The organism is Rhodococcus sp. MT28 (assembly GCF_058792695.1).
The window spans coordinates 435,662-453,071 of the sequence record NZ_JBXAFD010000006.1 but is presented as its reverse complement, the minus strand read 5'-3'; the positions used below and the strand labels follow the sequence as shown (position 1 = coordinate 453,071).

At 62.7% G+C, this 17,410-nt stretch carries 15 protein-coding genes; 9 read left to right on the top strand and 6 right to left on the bottom strand.

Going from position 1 to position 17,410, the window contains the following annotated elements; translation table 11 throughout:
* The first annotated feature begins 119 nt into the window (after positions 1 to 119).
* The 6 genes from AC1Q6C_RS24570 (at position 120) to AC1Q6C_RS24545 (ending at position 6,522) form a co-directional block, all read left to right on the top strand.
* Entirely contained in the window at positions 120 to 1,742 is a 1,623-nt protein-coding gene (locus AC1Q6C_RS24570) for an ABC transporter substrate-binding protein (RefSeq protein ID WP_042452680.1), read from the top strand.
* Entirely contained in the window at positions 1,739 to 2,773 is a 1,035-nt protein-coding gene (locus AC1Q6C_RS24565) for an ABC transporter permease (RefSeq protein ID WP_270008438.1), read from the top strand. The genes AC1Q6C_RS24570 and AC1Q6C_RS24565 overlap by 4 nt, the downstream gene beginning before the upstream one ends.
* Positions 2,766 to 3,587: an ABC transporter permease gene (locus AC1Q6C_RS24560; RefSeq protein WP_228401909.1), complete on the top strand. Its 822-nt coding sequence runs from the start codon at positions 2,766 to 2,768 to the stop codon at positions 3,585 to 3,587. Before AC1Q6C_RS24565 ends, AC1Q6C_RS24560 begins: the two co-directional genes overlap by 8 nt.
* Complete coding sequence (locus AC1Q6C_RS24555) at positions 3,584 to 4,501, top strand: oligopeptide/dipeptide ABC transporter ATP-binding protein (RefSeq protein ID WP_228401908.1); 918 nt, start codon at positions 3,584 to 3,586, stop codon at positions 4,499 to 4,501. The genes AC1Q6C_RS24560 and AC1Q6C_RS24555 overlap by 4 nt, the downstream gene beginning before the upstream one ends.
* Position 4,502: 1 nt before the next feature.
* Positions 4,503 to 5,150, top strand: a complete 648-nt coding sequence (locus AC1Q6C_RS24550; RefSeq protein WP_003945821.1) for an ABC transporter ATP-binding protein — start codon at positions 4,503 to 4,505, stop codon at positions 5,148 to 5,150.
* Between the two features lie 70 nt (positions 5,151 to 5,220).
* Positions 5,221 to 6,522: an HNH endonuclease signature motif containing protein gene (locus tag AC1Q6C_RS24545; protein WP_492666856.1), complete on the top strand. Its 1,302-nt coding sequence runs from the start codon at positions 5,221 to 5,223 to the stop codon at positions 6,520 to 6,522.
* An 85-nt stretch (positions 6,523 to 6,607) separates the two neighbouring features.
* Here the strand turns inward: AC1Q6C_RS24545 and AC1Q6C_RS24540 are convergent, their stop codons facing one another.
* Positions 6,608 to 8,755: an ArnT family glycosyltransferase gene (locus tag AC1Q6C_RS24540; RefSeq protein WP_230359512.1), complete on the bottom strand. Its 2,148-nt coding sequence runs from the start codon at positions 8,753 to 8,755 to the stop codon at positions 6,608 to 6,610.
* Complete coding sequence (locus AC1Q6C_RS24535; protein ID WP_047269581.1) at positions 8,752 to 9,993, bottom strand: bifunctional glycosyltransferase family 2/GtrA family protein; 1,242 nt, start codon at positions 9,991 to 9,993, stop codon at positions 8,752 to 8,754. The genes AC1Q6C_RS24540 and AC1Q6C_RS24535 overlap by 4 nt, the downstream gene beginning before the upstream one ends.
* 87 nt (positions 9,994 to 10,080) lie before the next feature.
* On the opposite strand from AC1Q6C_RS24535, the gene AC1Q6C_RS24530 reads away from it, so the two are divergent.
* The 3 genes from AC1Q6C_RS24530 to AC1Q6C_RS24520 all read left to right on the top strand — a co-directional run bounded on the left by AC1Q6C_RS24530 (position 10,081) and on the right by AC1Q6C_RS24520 (position 12,436).
* Positions 10,081 to 10,509 (top strand): HIT family protein, encoded by a 429-nt coding sequence (locus tag AC1Q6C_RS24530; protein WP_042449536.1) that lies wholly within the window; start codon positions 10,081 to 10,083, stop codon positions 10,507 to 10,509.
* A gap of 238 nt (positions 10,510 to 10,747) precedes the next feature.
* Positions 10,748 to 11,383 carry a ScbR family autoregulator-binding transcription factor gene (locus AC1Q6C_RS24525; protein ID WP_007734383.1) on the top strand — a complete coding sequence of 212 codons (636 nt, stop codon included), beginning with the start codon at positions 10,748 to 10,750 and terminating at the stop codon, positions 11,381 to 11,383.
* 156 nt (positions 11,384 to 11,539) lie between these two features.
* Positions 11,540 to 12,436 (top strand): serine hydrolase, encoded by an 897-nt coding sequence (locus AC1Q6C_RS24520; protein ID WP_007734380.1) that lies wholly within the window; start codon positions 11,540 to 11,542, stop codon positions 12,434 to 12,436.
* 71 nt (positions 12,437 to 12,507) lie between these two features.
* On the opposite strand, the gene AC1Q6C_RS24515 is transcribed toward AC1Q6C_RS24520, so the two are convergent.
* From AC1Q6C_RS24515 to AC1Q6C_RS24500, 4 genes are read right to left on the bottom strand one after another with little or no spacing between them, the layout of a single operon-like run.
* A complete protein-coding gene (locus tag AC1Q6C_RS24515; RefSeq protein ID WP_058039306.1) occupies positions 12,508 to 14,127 on the bottom strand; it encodes a PucR family transcriptional regulator in 1,620 nt (539 codons plus the stop codon).
* Between the two features lie 47 nt (positions 14,128 to 14,174).
* Positions 14,175 to 15,290 (bottom strand): o-succinylbenzoate synthase, encoded by a 1,116-nt coding sequence (gene menC / locus AC1Q6C_RS24510; RefSeq protein ID WP_064111855.1) that lies wholly within the window; start codon positions 15,288 to 15,290, stop codon positions 14,175 to 14,177.
* Positions 15,287 to 16,225, bottom strand: a complete 939-nt coding sequence (locus AC1Q6C_RS24505; protein WP_230359511.1) for a GNAT family N-acetyltransferase — start codon at positions 16,223 to 16,225, stop codon at positions 15,287 to 15,289. The genes menC and AC1Q6C_RS24505 overlap by 4 nt, the downstream gene beginning before the upstream one ends.
* Positions 16,226 to 16,227: 2 nt before the next feature.
* Positions 16,228 to 17,322, bottom strand: coding sequence for a M20 family metallopeptidase (locus AC1Q6C_RS24500; RefSeq protein ID WP_051649497.1), 1,095 nt, complete (start codon positions 17,320 to 17,322; stop codon positions 16,228 to 16,230).
* Between the last annotated feature and the right edge of the window lie 88 nt (positions 17,323 to 17,410).

The window sequence follows — 17,410 nt, the reverse complement described above, 5'->3', positions numbered from 1 at the left end:
GGCCAAGGTCCCAGCGTTCGGCCTTTGTGCGAAATATCCGTTTCGAGATGAGATCATATGAATACCTGAATAGGTGAACAGATGTTTTCGGACACCTGTCCACCAAGGAAAGGACACCCGTGAAACTCCACAAACCAGGCGTTCTGACGCTCACCGCAACCGCCGCAATCGGCGCACTTCTGATCACGTCGTGCAGTAGCCCGACTGGCACCGACTCCTCGGGCAACAACGACGGCCTGGTCTTGGCCGACGGCTACGAGCTGGGCGGCTACAACCCGGTCGCAGGCTTCGGCGCTGCCGGCGAGGCCAAGATGTACGACGGTCTCGTCCGACTCACCGGAGGGACCGGCATGCCGGGATTCGAGCCGTCTCTGGCCGCGGAGATGCCCACTGCCAACGCCGACGCGACAGTCTGGACGGTCAAACTCCGCGACGGGGTCACCTTCTCCGACGGATCGACCTTCGACGCCGCCGACGTGGTTGCCACGTACAAGGCGATCCTCGATCCCGCTTCCGCCTCCGAAGCGCGTTCGTCGTACGACATGATCAGCGATGTCGTGGCCGTCGACGACAACACAGTCGAGTTCCGCCTCGCGTACTCGTATGCGCCCCTGCTGACGAAAATGCTGATCGGCATGGTCCCGTCGGAATCCCTCGCGACACCCGGACTTGCCGCCGAATCGCCGTTGAACACCGCGCCTGTCGGTACGGGTCCGTACACACTCGTCGATCTCTCACCGGATCGAGCGGTCTTCGAGGCGAACGAGAACTACTGGGACGGTGCACCGGAGATCAAGAAGCTCACTCTCCTCTACGTTCCGGACGACAACACCCGCGCCCAACGTATGGTGTCCGGCGAGATCGACGGAACCAATCTCCCTCCACTGCTTGCCAATACGTTCTCGGGCAAAGACAACATGTCGGTGACTGCCCATCAGTCAGCGGACTGGCGCGGTCTCTCACTTCCGACGAACAATCCCGTGGCAGGCGACAAAGCCGTACGGATGGCGCTCAACCTCGCCGCCGATCGCCAGTCGATGATCGACAACGTCCTGGGCGGACACGGCCGCGTCGCCGCCACTCCGATCCCCGAGGTCTACGGCGATTCGTACAACCCGAACGCAACCTTCGCCTACGACCCGGCCGAGGCCGAGCGAATTCTCACCGAAGCGGGCTGGATCGAAGGTGCCGACGGAATCCGTTCGAAAGACGGTCAGCGGGCGCAGTTCACGATCATGTACAACTCCGTCGACACCGTTCGACGTGATCTCGCTCAGGCATTTGCCTCCGATGCTCTCGCTGTCGGCATCGAGGTGGATCTCGAAGCGCTCTCCTGGGACCGCATAGACCCTCGAATCAACCAGGATTCGACGCTTCTCGGTGGTGGAGACGAACCTTTCGATCCAGACACGCAGGCGTACGACGCGCTGAACTCGAAGTACATAGCGCCCGGGGTCGGCAGCATCTACGACAACGCCAGCGACTACTCCAATCCAGCAGTCGACGCAGGCCTGGAAGTAGGACGCCGCAGCCTGGATCAGGCAACGCGTGACGCCGCGTATCGCGACGTGCAGCAGGCGTACGTCGAGGATCCCGGATTTGTCATCCTCGTATTCCTCGACCATACGTACGTTTCGAAGGATTCGGACTGGCAGATGTCCGGACCTGTACTCGAGCCACACTCACACGGTGTGACCTGGGGCCCGTGGTGGTCACTGCAGACGTGGGCCAGAGGGCAATGACAGCGGTCGACGTTCGGGTAGACGCGCGGCAATCGCTCGGCCACCGTGGCAACTCCCGCCGAAAGGCCATCCTCACGATGGTCGGTCGGCGGGTGTTGTTCATCGTGCCGGTGATCGCCGTGGTGTCCGCGGGACTCTTTGCCGCCGCCGCGATCTCACCGTTCGATCCACTTGTCGGCTACCTGGGCACGCGATACATGACGACCAGCGACGCGGACAAAGCGTTGATCGCCGATCAGATGGGTTTCGACAACCCCTGGTACAGCACGTACTGGAATTGGCTCCAGGGCGTGTTCACCGGTGATCTCGGGATCTCCAGATCGTTCAATCAGCCTGTTTCCCAAGTTATCTCCGAGCGTCTGCCATGGACCCTGCTGCTGGTCGGTATCTCACTCCTCATCGCGATTCTCGCCTCGCTGACACTCGGTGTTCTCGCCGGAATCCGCAGTGGAGGATTCTTGGACAAGACCGTGTCCGGGCTGAGCGTCGTGGTCCAAGGACTTCCGCCGTTTGTCTTGTCGCTGGGTGCCATCGCGCTCTTCGCGTTGACTCTCGGCTGGCTCCCGGTCGCCGGGTTGACCGACGGGGGTGCCGATCCCACACCGGGACAGGTGATCCGGCACTTGGTCCTACCGGTGACGGTCCTCTCCATCTCGCAGATGCCGTGGCTCCTACTCGCGGTCCGAGAATCCGTCGTGGGTTCGAAATGTGAGGGATTTGTCGCGGGCGCCGTAGCACGCGGAATCCCGACGCCGACCATCACGAAACGCCACATACTGCCGACCTCACTGGCGCCTTTCGTGAACATCGTCGGCGTGCGACTGCCCGAGCTGATAGTCGGGGCAGTGCTGGTGGAAGAGGTCTTCAGTTGGCCAGGGATCGCCGGCGCCATCGTCTCGTCAGCCCGTGACCTCGACATGGCACTGCTCGCGTTCCTCACCGTCGGTACGACATTGACGGTCATGCTCGGCTCACTGATTGCCGACGTCCTCGTTGCAGTACTCGACCCGAGAGTGAGTACCGATGGCTGAACGACGCTTCAAGATCGCCGTCGGCGTGCTGATCCTCGTGGCGCTGTACGCGGCGTTGGTCCCATGGTTGGCCGACGTCGACGACCGAGTCACAGACTTCTCGGCGACTCGCCTGGCTCCGTCGTTCGATCACCCGTTCGGAACTGACTCGGCGGGCCGAGATCTGTTCGTGCGCATAGCTGCAGGCATCAGAACCTCACTTCTGATCGCACTCGCCTGCGCGCTGCTCGCCACGGTGATCGGCGTCGCCGTCGGCACTACGGCCGGACTGGTCGGCGGCTGGGTGGACAGGTTCGTCATGCGCGGCACCGATGCCGTCAACGCACTCCCCCACCTGTTGCTCGGCATCGTCATCGTCGCGATGTTCCGTGGAAGCATTGCCGCCATCGTGCTTTCGATCGCACTGACCCACTGGACCCAAGTGGCCCGGATCATCCGCTCCGAGATCTTGAGTCTGCGCGAGCGTCCCTACATCGACGCCGCCATTCTCGCGGGAGCCAGTCGACGTCACGTGATCATGCGCCACCTCGTGCCGGCGACGGCGCCACAGGCTTTGATCGCAGTCGTTCTCCTGCTGCCCCACGCCGTCTGGCACGAATCGACGTTGTCCTTCCTGGGATTCGGCCTTCCCCCGCACAAGCCCAGTCTCGGGACGCTTCTCGAAGAGGCACGCAGTTCTCTGCTCCTCGGCGGTTGGTGGACGCTGGCATTCCCCGCCGCAGTTCTCGTGATCGCCACCGTCGCAGTTGCCGTCGCCGGTTCGGCCCTGCGGTCGATGCTCACGCCCCCTCGACCTTCGGAGTTGCGACTGTGAACCACGGCCTGCGCATCGAATCTCTCACCGTCAGGATCCCTCTACTCGGAGGATCGGTAGTTCACGCTGCGAGCGACATCGACCTCGACGTTCCAGCCGGCACGGTGACCGCACTTGTCGGGGAATCGGGGTGTGGCAAGTCGATCATCGCCACCTCGGTCATGAACATGTTGCCGCCGAATGCTTCTCGAACCGGAACGGTCACCGTCGCAACACCGGACCTCGAGATCGACGTCTTCTCCGGCACCGCGTTCCGTGGGCGGCACGTGGCTCTCGTCCCACAATCCGCCGCAACACATCTCACCCCCGTCCGGACTGCGCGATCGCAACTACAGGAGACGATCGACGCACTCGGCAGCGATCACACTTGCGATGCCTTGGCACTTCGCGTCGGACTCGAACCGTCGGCCCTGGACTGCTACCCGCACGAACTGTCGGGCGGCATGGCGCAACGCGTGGCCATTGCCGGTGCGCTGGCCGGGAATCCGTCGGTGATCGTCGCAGACGAACCCACCGCCAACCTCGACCGCGAACTCACCGACCACGTCATGGGATTACTTCGAGAGTGCGCGGACGCCGGAGCGGCGGTCCTGCTCATCACCCATGACCTGGCATCCCTTACCCGCAGCGGTGCCGCGGATCGACTTGCCGTCATGTACGCATCACGCATCATGGAGACCGGTCCGGCCGCGCTGGTGTTCCAAGATCCGCTTCACGATTACACCCGAGACCTTCTCGGCGCCTTACCTTCCAGAGGTTTGACTCCCATGCCGGGATCGCCACCGCAACTCACCGATCTCCCCGAGGAGTGCGTCTATCACCTACGACGCCCGGAGTCGAAACAATCCGGTGGCCCGACCGAACTGGTCACATTGGGTGACCGCACGTACCGAACGCTGCGGAAGGTGGGCTGACATGAGTCTGCAAGCTCTGGGAATCACCAGCGGTTACCGTCGCAACCGGCCAGTTCTCGAGAACGTCTCGCTCGAGATTCCGTCGGGAAAGCTGATCGGCCTGACCGGGCCTTCGGGCACCGGAAAATCAACACTTGCAAGGATTCTCGCTTCGCTGGATGCACCGTGGTCAGGCGAAGTGCGGATCGACGGATCACCCGTTGTGGGTACCAAATTCTCGGTACCCGCGGCACTACGCGGCACGGTGTCCATGCTGTTTCAGTCACCTCGCGCATCGACCGACCCTCGGCAGACGCTCGCCTCGATCATCGGCCAACCCGGTGACATTGCCAGTAGGTCAATCGATGTGGCCGCGCTGGCAGCAGAAGTGGGCCTCACTCCCGATCTCTTGTCGCGCAGACCACACCAGGTGAGCGACGGCCAACTACAGCGCGCCTGCCTGGCGAGATCGCTGGCGCAACAACCGAAATACCTCATCTGTGACGAGGCGACGGCGATGCTCGACGCCGCCACGACGGCCGCGCTCATTCGGTTGATCGAGAGTCGCGCCGCCGAAACCGGCGTCGGTGTATTACTCATCAGCCATGATCGCGAATTACTCGGCGCCTGCTGCGACGTGGTCCACGACCTCGACAGTATCAGCGCTTAGCCCCTGCGAAATCGACCCTTGACCCGAACGTATGTTCGAGTATGATTTGGGCAGGGGATCGGGGGATTCAATGAGCGTCTTGTTGTCGGACGTGGTGTCTGGTTCTGCGGTGGGGTTACGCGGACGCCTGTGGCAGTTGTCTGCTGCTGAGTTGCGTGCTGCTGCGGTGTCGGCGAGTGCGGAGATTCTGCGCCTCGAAGCCGTTCGAGTGGCGGTGGTGGACGAGTTGTCGTTGCGCCCGGATGATCAGGTGATCGCCAGCCGCGGAGTGGGGTCCTGGTTGGCGGCCAACACGACGCTGCAGGTTCGGGACGGGAAGAAGATCGCCGCGTTGGGTGCAGCTTTGCGGCCGTTTCCGGCGGTGGCTGCTCGGTTCGATGGCGGGGACTGCTCCTTCGAGCATGCCGTGTTGATCGTGGCGTTCTGTGAATCACCACCGAAGGGCATGCCAGACGCCGCGCTCCCTCGCTGTATCGACCTACTGCTTGCGGCTGCTTCCGGAGTTGAGGCGACGACGACAAAAGTGCGGAACGTGATCGCGACCTTGGAGCGGTTGTTCGAATCGGATGAGATTCCGCCCGCCGAGGATGTCGATCTCAATGAGTTGCGGATTGCTTCGACGCTCAATGGTCGGGTGGTGGTGCGTGGGGATTTCGATGCTCTCACCGGTGAAATGTTGTTGTCGGCGTTGTCGAATCTGACGATGCCGACCCCGGCACCAGATGGGACGCCGGATTCTCGGTCGGCGGCGAAGCGGACTGCGGATGGGTTCACCGAACTGATTCGCCGTTATCTCGATTGCGCCAAGACTGGTACCGATGGTGGTCAGCGTCCGCATGTGAACGTGCACATCAATGCTCGGGATCTGGCTGAGCATCGGGACTGCGCCGCCACACCAACTGATGGTGGTGGAGTGGCTGTGTCTGATCTTGATGTCGGGCACATGCCCTGGCTGGGACCGCTGTCGGTGTCGCAGACCAGGCTTCTCGGGTGTGATTGTTTCCTCTCGACCGTGCTGCTCGACGATCACGGCACACCCTTGGATGCGAAACCAGGAAAGAGGTTGGTCACCGCCGAACAACGGACTGCGTTGATTGCCCGCGACAGAGGCTGCGCGTTCCCGGGCTGCACATGCGTGCCCGCCTGGACCGATGCGCACCATATCCGGCACTGGGCGAACGGTGGCCCGACGGTGATGAACAACCTGGTCCTGCTGTGCCGTTCACACCACCGACTGATGCACCGGAAATCAGGGTTCGTCGGGAAATGGGAAATCCGCATCGGCGCCGACAACAAACCCTGGTTCATCCCGCCACCCTCGATCGACCCCGGGCAGCAACCCAGGCCGGCGAACACCACCTTCAAAACCTGAGGACGAACCTCAGGCATACAACTTCACGCCAGGTCCGCATCGGAGGAAGCACCTCCGATGCGGACCTGGCGTGCGTTCCTGTTGGTCAGCCTGCAACCGTCAAGTCGTAGAGGGTTACTCCGTCCACCGTTGTGGCGGTGAAGTTTTCGGTCACCCACGTCGAGATAGCGGTAGCGGTGCCTTCGGCGTTCATACCGCCACCCATCCCACCGCCAGCGATGAAGAAGTGAATCTTGCCCTCTGCCACGTACTGCTGGAACTGCGCGAGCGTCGGCGACGGATCGCTCCCGTTGAACCCTCCGATAGCCATGACCGGTGACTGCGTCGCAAGCTGATAACCCGATGCGCTGTTGGACCCGATTGCCGCGGCTACCCACGTGAACTGGTCGGAGTTCTCTTCGAGAGTGGACACAACAGCGGCTCCCGGCGTGCTGCCCTGCAGTAGACCACCGGCACCGCCTCCCATTGCGCCTCGCGTCCCGTCGGTGGTCGGCGTGGTACCGCCCGGAACTGTTGCACCACCGGGCATCTGACCCATTCCTACAGGGGGCGTGCCCGGCATTCCGGTCCCAGCCCCGTCAGTCCGACGGTTACCGCCATCAGCCGTGCCACCGAATCCACCGAAGCCTCCGCGGCCACCGCCGGGCCCGCCCATTCCACCTTCGACGCTCGGTCCGGCCGAAACTATGGAACCGGTATGCGGAGTGTTGATCGTGTCGATCGCGTATGCAGTCGGACCTGCCAGACCGGTGAAGATCGCTGCGAGAATCACTGCTACAGCCAATCGACCTCGCGTCACTGCCGGAATCAGCACTGCCACGGCACTGACGATGCCGACCACCAGAATGGTCCAGCGAAGCCACGGTACGAACGAAGGCGAGCGTCCGAGCAGTACCCACGCCATCGCGACGGTTGCGGCCAAGGACACCGCCAGAATGATGCGAACCCAGAGGACGTCACGATGACGCCACGCCACTACCGATCCTGAACCGATCAGCGCGGCGATCGCCGGCGCCAGCGCAACGGTGTAGTAGGCGTGGAAGATTCCCGCCATGAAACTGAAGGTCAGTCCGGTCACCAACAGCCAGAGCCCCCAGACGATGAATGACGCACGCTGCGTGTCAGCGCGGGGTGCACTGCCTCGCAGCACGATTCCAGCCGCCAGAAGTATCAGTGCAGCAGGAATCAACCAGGCGATCTGTCCGCCCTGGGCCGATTCGAACAGTCGGGTAATGCCGGTACTCCCCCACATACCACCGCCGGCCGCACCACCTGGTGCCATACCTCCCCCGGCCATACCACCCGCGGCCTCGCCCATACCTGGGAAACCGCCCGCAGCAGCGCCGGCCGCGGCATCACCAGCACCGCGCATTCCGCCGCCGCCGACGCTTCCGGTCTCGTTGCCGCTCAAGCGCCCGAGCCCGTTGTAGCCGAGCGTCAGTTCGAGAATCGAATTGTTCTGTGAACCACCGATCCACGGACGCGAGTCGGCCGGCCACAGTTCGACGATTGCCAACCACCATCCGGCGGAGACGATCAGTCCGCCCAGTGCCGCGAACAGTTGGAGTACGCGCTTACCCAGTTTCGGCGGTCCGGCGATCAGATAGGTGAGCGCCAGCGGTGGAACTACCAACATGACCTGTAATTGCTTTGTCAGGAAACCGAATCCGCAGAAGATACCGACCAACACGAGCCAGCGGGTGCGGCCGTCCTGCACGGCGCGCATCATCGCCCACACTGCTGCGATCATCAGGAGCACCAGCAGAGCATCCGGGTTGTTGAACCGGAACATCAGCGCCGCTACGGGTGTGAGCGCAAGTACCAGGCCCGCGAGGAGGCCGGCGGCCGCACCGAAATACCGTCGAACCGTTCCCCACAACAGTGCAACCGATCCGACCCCGAGGAGTGCCTGCGGCACCAACATCGCCCAGGAATTGAGTCCGAAGATGCGAACCGACAGCGACATCAACCACAGGGACATGGGCGGCTTGTCGACGGTGATCGAGTTTGCAGCGTCCGAGGAGCCGAAGAAGAAAGCCTTCCACGACACCGAACCTGCCTGTACCGCAGCGGCATAGAACGAGTTGGCCCATCCGGACGCACCCAGGCCCCAGATGTAGGCGACTCCGGTGCCCACCAACAACACTCCCAGTGCCCACGGTTCCCAGCGCACCTGACGTTGCGGTTCCGGCGCTGGCAGCGGCGCGGCGAGTGTCTCTGCAATGGCGGTCATCGATTGGCTCCTACGGATTGTGCGGTGCGAAACACCCAGCGCAGTGCGATGAATCGACTGACTGTGGCAACAAGATTGGCGATGACGAGTACGGCAAGCTCCACGTGCTTGGAAGCATCGGGCGCCATGACGTCGAGCACGAACAACGATCCGCTGGTGAGCAGTAGACCGAACCCGAACACGAGCAGGCCCTGCATCTGGTGACGAGCGGATCCTTCCGACCCTCGGATCCCGAAGGTGAAGGCCCGGTTGGCGGCGGTGTTGAATACCGCGGTCACCAGCAATGCGACGGCGTTGGCCCACTGCGCACCCATGATCGAGTGCAGAGCGAGGTAGAGCAGCGCGTACGCGAGCGTCGAAATGACTCCCACCACGGCAAAGCGTGAGAGCTGCCCGACCATTCCTCGTGGAACTCCGGGAACCAACGGTTCACGTCCGAAACTTGCCCTGAGCTCGGCCAATGGAAGGGAACCGGTAGACAGTGCTCGCCCGACACGGACCACACCTTTGAGGTCGGCAACTGCCGTGGCAATGATGTCCACCCGACTGTCCGGGTCGTCCACCCAGTCGACAGGGACCTCGTGAATCCGCATGCCCGCTCGCTCGGCCAGCACCAGCAATTCGGTATCGAAGAACCACCCGGTGTCCTCCACCAGCGGAAGTAGTTGCCGTGCAACATCGACGCGCATGGCTTTGAATCCGCACTGGGCGTCGGAGAAGCGAGCATGCAGTGCGCTTCGGAGGATGAGGTTGTAGCTACGTGAGATGAACTCACGCTTGGGGCCGCGCACCACGCGGGACGATCGTGCCAGCCGGGAACCGATGGCGATGTCCGAGTGTCCGGAGAGCAACGGAGCAATCAACGGCATCAGGGCGTTGAGGTCGGTCGAGAGGTCGACGTCCATGTACGCGACCACGTCGGCATCGGAGTCGCTCCATACCTGCCGCAGTGCTCGACCACGACCCTTCGCATCCAGGTGGACGACCCGGACGTCGTCGAATTCTTCGGCGAGGGAACGGGCGAGTGCCAACGTGCCGTCGACACTGGCGTTGTCCGCGATGGTAATTCGTGCAGAGAATGGCACCTGCGTGCGTAAATGCCGGCGCAGGCGCCGCACGCACGCCTCGAGGCCTGCCTCTTCGTTGTATACCGGGACGACCACGTCCAGCACTACAGTCGTCGCGGAGACCTCCTCTGCGTCCGTGCTGCCCGCGGTCTGCATGGCTTCTGTCGTCATGCGTCCTAGATTTGTCGGGCCGGCTCCGACGAACCTGCGTCCAGCCTGGGAGTTTCCTGGCAACCGGACGCGGGCTAATCTCGGGGTATGCCTTCAGTCTTCAGTGCCATCATCAACGGGGATCTACCAGGACGTTTCGTGTGGGAGGACGAGGACGTCGTCGCGTTCTTGACCATCGCGCCGGTAACGCAGGGCCACGTGCTTGTGGTTCCGCGAGCCGAGGTCGATCAGTGGCAGGACGTGGATCCTGAACTCTTTGCCAAGGTCACCGCTGTTGCCCGCAACCTCGGCCAAGCCGTGCGGAAGGCGTTCGACGCGCCTCGGTCGGGTCTCCTCATCGCAGGTCTGGAAGTTCCGCATCTTCACGTTCATGTTTTCCCCGCATACGACATGGGGAACTTCGACATCAGTGGCGCCGACACCTCGCCGTCACCCGAATCTCTCGACGAGGCACAGACCAAGCTCAAGTCGGCGCTACGCGACCTCGGCTTCGAGGCAACTGTCTCGACTCGTTGATCGCATACCTTCGACCGAATTTCGCTGGCCGATAACTGGACTCCCCGCCGCAGCCTCCAACGGAGGTTGCGGCGGTCGCATTTGTCGCTCCTACCGACCGTGACCTGCGATTGCACACCGAACAGTCCGTTTCGCGCTGTCGCGCGAGCACGAGATTCGCTGCTACCGTGGGTCGCTGGTCCGGGACCTAGGGCCCTAAAACTGGTTCACGTGTTAACAGTCGGAGGACAAGGGAGCAATGCAGGAACGTGCCAAGATCAGTCGCCGACAGATTCTTCAAGGTGCTGCTGATCGGTTCGAAGTCACGGGGTACGGCAGCACGAGCATGAATGACATCGTGTCCGCGGCGCAGATGACCAAGGGCGCGGTCTATTTTCACTTCTCGTCCAAAGACGAACTGGCTCAGGCGGTGATCGAAGAACAGCACCAGATCTCGATCAGTGCCTTCACCGCAGTTGCAGCCACAGGCGCACCGGCACTGGAACAGCTCGTCATGGTGTGCCACGAGATGGGCCGCCAACTCGTCGCAGAGCCTATTGTTCGTGCGGGAATCCGACTTACCCTCGAGTTGGCCTCTGCCGACGGTTCGCAAGGCCCGTACGTCGCGTGGATCCGCGAGCTTCGAAAACTGGCCGAGGCCGCGAAGCTCGAAGGCGACATCCGCGACGATGTGGAGCCGGAATCGGTGGGTCGCGTGGTGATCTCGGCATTCACCGGCGTTCAACTGGTTTCGAACGTGCTCACCAGACGAAGCGATTTGAACGACCGTATCGACGAATTGTTCACCCTCCTGTTGGCAGGCGTGGTCTCCGACAAGCGACGCAGCGCCGTCGCCGAACTGGTCGGATGTCGCCTCGAAACTTATGCGTCCTGATCCGGAGAACACCCCGACGCCCGGATGATTCGGCGCAACAGCACCGAACCGTGCGCCAACCTTCGTCGATTCGTACAAGACCCCCCGTCGTCGACTCACTATCGTCAGATCCACGAATAACCCAGATACATGGATACCGACGAAAGGGCTTCTCGAATGACCGAAACCGCCACGTACGTTGAGAGCGCACAGCAGGAGATCGCTGCTGTACTCGCCGAAGCGAAGACCGATGCCTACGTCCACGCACGCGACATCGATTCCGGCGAAGAGTTCGGCTACGGCGCGGACGAAGGTGTCATCCTCGCCTCCGTTTTCAAGATTCCTGTTGTGCTTCAGTACGCCCGTGAAGTAGCGGCAGGCACCCTTGATCCGACCGAGCACGCCACGGTGACCGCCGAGTTCCGCTCCGGCGGCATCGGTATCGGCGGCTGCGCCGACGACGTGACTGCAAGCTGGCGAGACCTCGCTCTGCTCATGATGAGCTTCAGCGACAACGCCGCCACGGATTTCTTGTACGAGCGTCTCGGACTCGACAACATCGTCGCAACGCTGCGCGGGCTCGGTTTGGAGAAGACCAACTTGGTCCGTGACTGCCGAGGCCTCTTCAAGACGGTCTACGACGACCTCGGCGTCGACAAGGGCACCTTGCTGGAAATGCCCCCCATCGAAATTCTTCGGACAATTTCCGTCATGGATCCCGCCCGCTCCAATTCCAGTACTCCTCGTGAGATCACAATGTTGCTGGCTGCAATCTGGAGGGATGAAGCCGGCCCCGCATCGGCTTGTGAAGAGGTCCGAACCATCATGAGCAAGCAGGTCTGGCCGCACCGCCTTTCGTCCGGTTTCCCCGACGAGGTCACTGTCGCCGCCAAGACCGGAACGCTGGGACTGGTACGAAACGAAGCCGGCGTCGTGGCGTACCCGGACGGCAAGCGTTACGCCGTCGGTGTCTTCACCAAGTCCCACGAGCTCACCCACCGCGCCCCGAAGATCGACGCCTCCATCGGAACCGTCGGCCGCATCGCTGTCGAAGCACTTCGCAACAACAGCTGATCCGAACCCACTGACAAAGAATGCGGGTCGCGCTGAGAAATCAGTGCGACCCGCATTTTTCGGCTTTCGAGCTAGCGTGGACCGCGCAGACGAAGATGCACCATCAACCGGAAGCGGACGTTGGGGTCGTCGAGATCCAACGCGGCCATACCCTTCAACTTGCTGAGACGATACCGAAAGGTGTTGGGGTGCACGTGCAATGACGCCGCGGCGTCACCGACATCACCGAACGCGTTGAGCCACGCATCGAGAGTGTCCACGAACGAGGTCGCATGAGCGGCGTCGTGGCTGGCGATCGCCTCGATCGGTCCGAGGTCCGAGAACCCTTCGGCTGCAGCTTCCGACGCGATCTCCAACAGGATGGCATCGACGTGGACGCTACTGAAGGTGGCGACGCTGCCCGACGCTCGTCCCGCCAACAACACTTCGAGGGCATGTTCGGCGTCGCGCTTCGATCGGCTCAGCTGCGCCGGTCTGGTCACGACCCGGCCGATCCCGATGATCGTGTCGCCGGACGCTCCGGTGCGGTCCAGGAAGTCCGAGGCCACACGGAACGCCTGCAACTCGGCTTCGGCCGGGGAATGCCCTCGCACAGACAGCACCGCGTAGCCGGTTCCGTTGACCAAGGCTGCCGCCGACTGCGAGTGGACGGCGCCGAGGTGCATGGCCAGAGCGTCGGTCAGTCGCACCACGTGGGCGGCATCGTCCGGCTTCGACGATCCTTCGAAAGACCTACGACCCAAAGCCATCACGAGTGCGGGACCGGTCCCGAGACCGAGGCGATTCATCGCGTCGACCGCACCTGACCCACCGTCGAGAAGGGTTGCGATCAGGTCTGCGCGCAGTCGGCGCTCGGCGTCGGCACCGCCGCGCAACCGCAACATCTGCAGCGCGATCAACCCGGCAGAATCGCGCAGAGCACGCATCCGGTCGTCGGACATCGGCTCACCGGTTGCCACCCACATGGAGCCGAGGAACTCGTCGCCGGCTCTGATGGACACGGCGATACGACCCATTTTGGTACCGAGGGTCTCGGCCGAGACCCACACCGGATCGTCGCTGCGATAGAGCCGGTCGAAGACCCCGGCCTCTTCGAGCACTCGAATGTACTGGTCAGGAACTTGCCGCTCCAGAACGGTCGCGATACGTGGACCGTCTCCTTCTTCCTGGCGGCCGGAGAAGGCGATGACCCGTGAGCTGCGGTCCTCGATCGTGATCGGCGCATCGAGAAGTGCGCTGACAGCGTTGGCGAAGGCGAACAGATCGCCGGCCGGGCCGCCTCCGCGTGAGTGGATGTGCCCGACTTCGTTTCGGGCCGAGAGCACCGAATGAAGCAGGCTTGTCAGCTGAACCCACGAGACTCCTCGCGCCAAGGCCAACAGCACGACGCCCGAGGCGATGACGGATTCGCGGTCCGCATCGCTGACCTCGGCGGTCACTCGCGCGACCACCACGCGTACTCCGCGCTCGGCCAGGCCGGCCACGGACTCCGCGATACGTTCGCCTCCGGTGACGCCGACGAGCAGCACCATGGAGTCCGGTGTCGAGGGTGAGTCGTCGTCGGGGTCGTGAATGACCACCGAGGCGATCTCCTGGACCGCCTCCGGGTCGCCGACAACCGGATTCAGCACCGTAGTTCCCACGTCTTCGAGAAGCCGCACCAAACTGATGCGAGGTCGTACGGTGCCCACGTCTATCACTCCTTCGTCCTGTGAACGAAGTGTGTCATAGTGATTCGTCAAAGCCGATCCATGCCGATCCATTCGACCGACGTGGTAATTGCTTCGAGCAGGTCGGGGATCGGTTCGACGCCGATACCCGGTCCTTCCGGAACCTTCACGTAACCGTTGTCGAGTACGAACGGCTCGGTGATGTCTTCGGCGAAGTACCGGTCGGAAGCCGATGTATCGCCTGGTAGGGCAAATCCGGGGAGCGCGGCAAGCGCGACGTTGGCGGCCCTGCCGATTCCGGTCTCGAGCATTCCGCCGCACCACACGGCAATTCCGTTGGCCTTGCAGACGTCGTGGATACGACGCGATTCCAGATAACCGCCCACACGTCCCGGTTTGATGTTCACCACGCTGCACGCACCGATTGCCAGCGCGTCGGCGGTGACCTTCGCGGAGGTGATCGACTCGTCGAGGCAGACCGGCGTCCGCATCATCTCGGCCAGCCTGGCGTGGCCACGCAGTTCCTCTTCGGGAAGCGGCTGCTCGATCAGCAGGAGGTCGAAGTCGTCGAGCCGCTGGAGATGGCGGGCGTCAGCCAGGGTGTACGCGGTGTTCGCGTCGACCTGGAGGAGTACGTCGTCGCCGAACCTCTCGCGGACTGCGCGAACCGGCTCGATGTCCCAGCCCGGTTCGATCTTCAGTTTGATGCGCAGGTATCCGGCATCGAGGAACCCGCCTACCTCCTCTAGCAGCTCATCGATCGAATTCTTGATACCCACCGAGACACCCGCGGGTACGCGATCGACTACTGCACCCAGGTACGAAGACATGCTCGTCCCGGCAGCCCGTAACTCGGCGTCGAGAAATGCGGTTTCCAATGCCGCTTTGGCCATGGGGTGCCCGGCGAACTGTTCCATCGTCGCGCTCAGTGCGTGCACGTCGGGATCGGTGAGTTCACCCAGAGACGGAATCAGGAACTTACGAAGGACTTCGGCGGCGCCGTCCGTGTATTCGGAGCAGTAGCGAGGCTCGGACATCGCCACGCACTCGCCCCAGCCCTCCGACTCCGAGGTGACGACCTTGACGAACAACACGTCCTTGGTGGTCTCGGTGCCGAACGAGGTACGGAACGGCGCTTTCAACGGCATTGCCGCCCGGCGTAATTCAACTCCTTCGATCTTCACGATGTAACCTCCGCTGTTGTCCTGCCTGCCTGTGTTCCCGGCGCACGGTCCAGCACGTACTTTCCGGTTCTGGTAACTGCGAGAACCACTCCGTTCTCGGCGAGCACACCACCGAGAGTCTCGCGGACTGCCAGGCGCCAGTCGTTCGCCGCCGCCGGGTCCGACTTACGCAGTGTGTACACGTCATTCGGTGTAGCCACCGTGACGAATCGATTCTTGGTCGACTTCAACACGGGCAGGCCGGCTTCGGAGACGGACAGCAGTTCGCTCGCCCCCAAGGACTCGGGAGTCGGGACTTCTCCCGAACCGGCGACGACGTCGGCAACCTTGCTACTACCGATTTCCCAGTCGATCAACAACCGGTCGCTGTCTGCGCCGCCGTTGAGGCTGTCGTTCATCGGCGCGTAGAAACGCGGCAGATACTGGATCGGGAACGCACCGAGTTTCGAGACGTTGAAGTAGGCATTGCGTGCGACGAGCGGGTCGAAAGTCCACCGCACGTGGAGAATTCCCCGTTCCAGTGCCCACGCACGCTGGAACAGTTTCAACGCGAGGCCGATGTGCCCGTTCTGCACGTTCGGGAGGATCCCCGTGATGTGCGAATGCAACGAACGGTGTTGCGGTTCCTCGAAGAATGCAACCGAGCCGCCGATCAGATCCCCGCCACGAAACGCGCCGGCGACGTAGTTACCGGAGTGTGCGAGCGCCTTCATCATGTCCCGATGGACGGGAGGGTTACCGCTCTCCGGCTGCCATACCTTCTCGAACAGACCGAATACCTGTTCCAACTCGGCATGCCCGGTGACGGTTTCGATAGTCACACATGCAAGCAGAGCGGCCTGCTCGGCCTGGCTGATTGCCTGCCGCATCCGTGAAGGCGATACACCTCCGAATGGTTGAACGGTCTTGCGTTGGACATTGTTCGGCGACGTCATCGTCACAGTCCTCCCTCCAGGATTCGAGTCACCAGACCGGCCAACAAGGTGGCGCGCGGGATCATCTGATCTATCTCTACGTGTTCTGTCGCTGCGTGGGCACCACCGCCGACGGCACCGAGGCCGTCCAACGTGGGAGTTCCGACTGCAGCGGTGAAATTTCCGTCCGACGCACCGCCGACTGCGCAGTCGCGAAGCATTCCCAACCCGCTCTCACTGCTGACCTGGTGAGCGAGAAAGTACAGCTTCTCCGAAGACACTGATTCCAGTGGTCCACGGTTGGGGCCTCCGGACACCGAAATTCGACTTTCGGCCAGCGCCGGTGTCAGTGCACGGATCGAACGGTCGATGCGTTCCTGTTCCTTCGCCGACCACATGCGAACGTCACACCACAGTTGCGCTTGCGCTGCAACAGTATTGGTGGTCGTGCCGCCACTGATCACGGACGGCACCACCGACGTTCCCGCCACCGGGTCCGCGAGCTCCACCACGGCCTGAATCTGGTGTGCGAGCTCCACTACGGCGTTCACACCTCGTTCCGGTTCCAGTCCGGCGTGTGCAGCGCGTCCCTCGATGTCGACGCAGTACAGCGACATACCCTTGCGCGCGGTCTTCACTGCGCCGTCGGCTGCGGCTTCGAGGACCAGCACCGCGTCGACCTGACGTGCTTGCTCCTCGATCAGTGCGCGCGAGGTCGGGGAGCCGATTTCCTCGTCGGAATTGAGGAGCACGACCACCCCGTCGAGCGACGGAAGCGATGCGAGCGCATGGAAGAGCTGGACGATGCCGGCCTTCATGTCGAAGACTCCGGGTCCGGTGGCGATGTTGTCGGTGACAGACCAGGGCAACTCCGCGAGCGTTCCGAGCGGCCAGACGGTGTCGAAATGGCCCAGGAGCATCACCTTCGGCTCCGCGCCGAACGACCAACGCAAGTGCTGACGCCCGTCGATGCGGATACGTTCGGGGGTGCTTCCGAGGTGGCGTTCGCCGATTTCGGCCACCACGTCCGCACATGCATCGACTGCGCCGAGATCGGAACTGGGCGACTCAGCGGTTACCAACGCCGCCAGGTCTGCCACCATTGATTTCTTGTCCACTCCGACGCTCTCCTGTCACCGACTTGCAACTTCGCAGTCAAGCTTGGTCGAAGCGACCCTGTCGGATCTTGTCCAAGACTCCTGTCCT

Coding starts and splice junctions, on each gene's coding strand:
- AC1Q6C_RS24525 (WP_007734383.1), top strand. CDS start 10,748: ATGCAGGAACGTGCCAAGATCAGTCGCCGACAGATTCTTCAAGGTGCT.
- AC1Q6C_RS24505 (WP_230359511.1), bottom strand. CDS start 16,225: ATGACGTCGCCGAACAATGTCCAACGCAAGACCGTTCAACCATTCGGA.
- AC1Q6C_RS24535 (WP_047269581.1), bottom strand. CDS start 9,993: ATGACGACAGAAGCCATGCAGACCGCGGGCAGCACGGACGCAGAGGAG.
- AC1Q6C_RS24550 (WP_003945821.1), top strand. CDS start 4,503: ATGAGTCTGCAAGCTCTGGGAATCACCAGCGGTTACCGTCGCAACCGG.
- AC1Q6C_RS24565 (WP_270008438.1), top strand. CDS start 1,739: ATGACAGCGGTCGACGTTCGGGTAGACGCGCGGCAATCGCTCGGCCAC.
- AC1Q6C_RS24530 (WP_042449536.1), top strand. CDS start 10,081: ATGCCTTCAGTCTTCAGTGCCATCATCAACGGGGATCTACCAGGACGT.
- AC1Q6C_RS24540 (WP_230359512.1), bottom strand. CDS start 8,755: ATGACCGCCATTGCAGAGACACTCGCCGCGCCGCTGCCAGCGCCGGAA.
- AC1Q6C_RS24545 (WP_492666856.1), top strand. CDS start 5,221: ATGAGCGTCTTGTTGTCGGACGTGGTGTCTGGTTCTGCGGTGGGGTTA.
- AC1Q6C_RS24520 (WP_007734380.1), top strand. CDS start 11,540: ATGACCGAAACCGCCACGTACGTTGAGAGCGCACAGCAGGAGATCGCT.
- AC1Q6C_RS24560 (WP_228401909.1), top strand. CDS start 2,766: ATGGCTGAACGACGCTTCAAGATCGCCGTCGGCGTGCTGATCCTCGTG.